At 29.2% G+C, this 920-nt stretch carries 1 protein-coding gene; it reads right to left on the bottom strand.

Annotated elements, in window-relative coordinates; translation table 11 throughout:
- The coding region (locus V7164_RS16945; RefSeq protein ID WP_335354677.1) for a hypothetical protein at positions 1-920 on the bottom strand (920 nt) is incomplete at both ends.

The following is a 920-nucleotide window of genomic DNA, read 5'->3' on the forward strand; positions in this document are numbered from 1 at the left end:
AACAGAAAAGGTTTTATTATCAACGTTCCATTTTCCTAAAGGTGAATTTGAACATGGGTTTGGAATTTCAAAAGGAATAAAGTTTGATCCATCGATTATATAAGCATTTCCCCGAATGCAAAACTTGTGCTTTTTAAAATCTTCAAGCTCTTTATTTTTATTCTTATTTAACTGAAAAAAGTAAGCGTCTCCATCGATATTAATTATTGCCTTTGATCCAAGTATTACTAATTTATCTTTAAAGAATGCTGTTCCTCCTATATCTATTTTCCCGTTTCCAATTAAAGTTACAGCCTTTTCAAATATTACTGAATCACTATAAGTTAAACTTTTACCTTTTATAGAGTTAGTTACTACCATCGTATTTTTAGGTATGGAGTTTTCCCCGATAGACTGACCGATACTATCTTTATTAACAGTTATTTCCCCTGTTAAAATTGTAGTTTTAGAATCACTTTTAACTTCACTAGTAAAAACAATTAATAAACTATTATTAGATTGACATTCTCCTACACTAGGTGCTTCAGAAACTTTAATATTGTACTCATAATTTTCAACCGAAAACTTGCCAGAATATACTTCCTTAACTATAGGATTCCCTTCCAATAAGTTTTCACAAAATCTGTCATTAAAGTATTTAATAATTTCTTCCTGTGTTGGTTTTCGCTCAGTTTTTTTATTGTTAATTGTCTCGTAAATCTTACTATCTTCATATAATTTGGTTAGGTTTTCTGACACATTATAGGCATTATGTAGAGAATTAGTAAATAAGGTATCATAGTGCGTTATTCCCATCTCAGCTATATCAGTTGATACGTTTATTTTTTCTGTATTATTAATGTGTATCCGTGAATTTACGGTGGAACTCATAATAACAAGAGAAAAAACTGAAATTAAAGTAATGATGAGAAGTACTACAA

The sequence above is a fragment of the Bacillus sp. JJ1474 genome (genome assembly GCF_036965225.1).
GTDB lineage: Bacteria > Bacillota > Bacilli > Bacillales > Cytobacillaceae > Cytobacillus.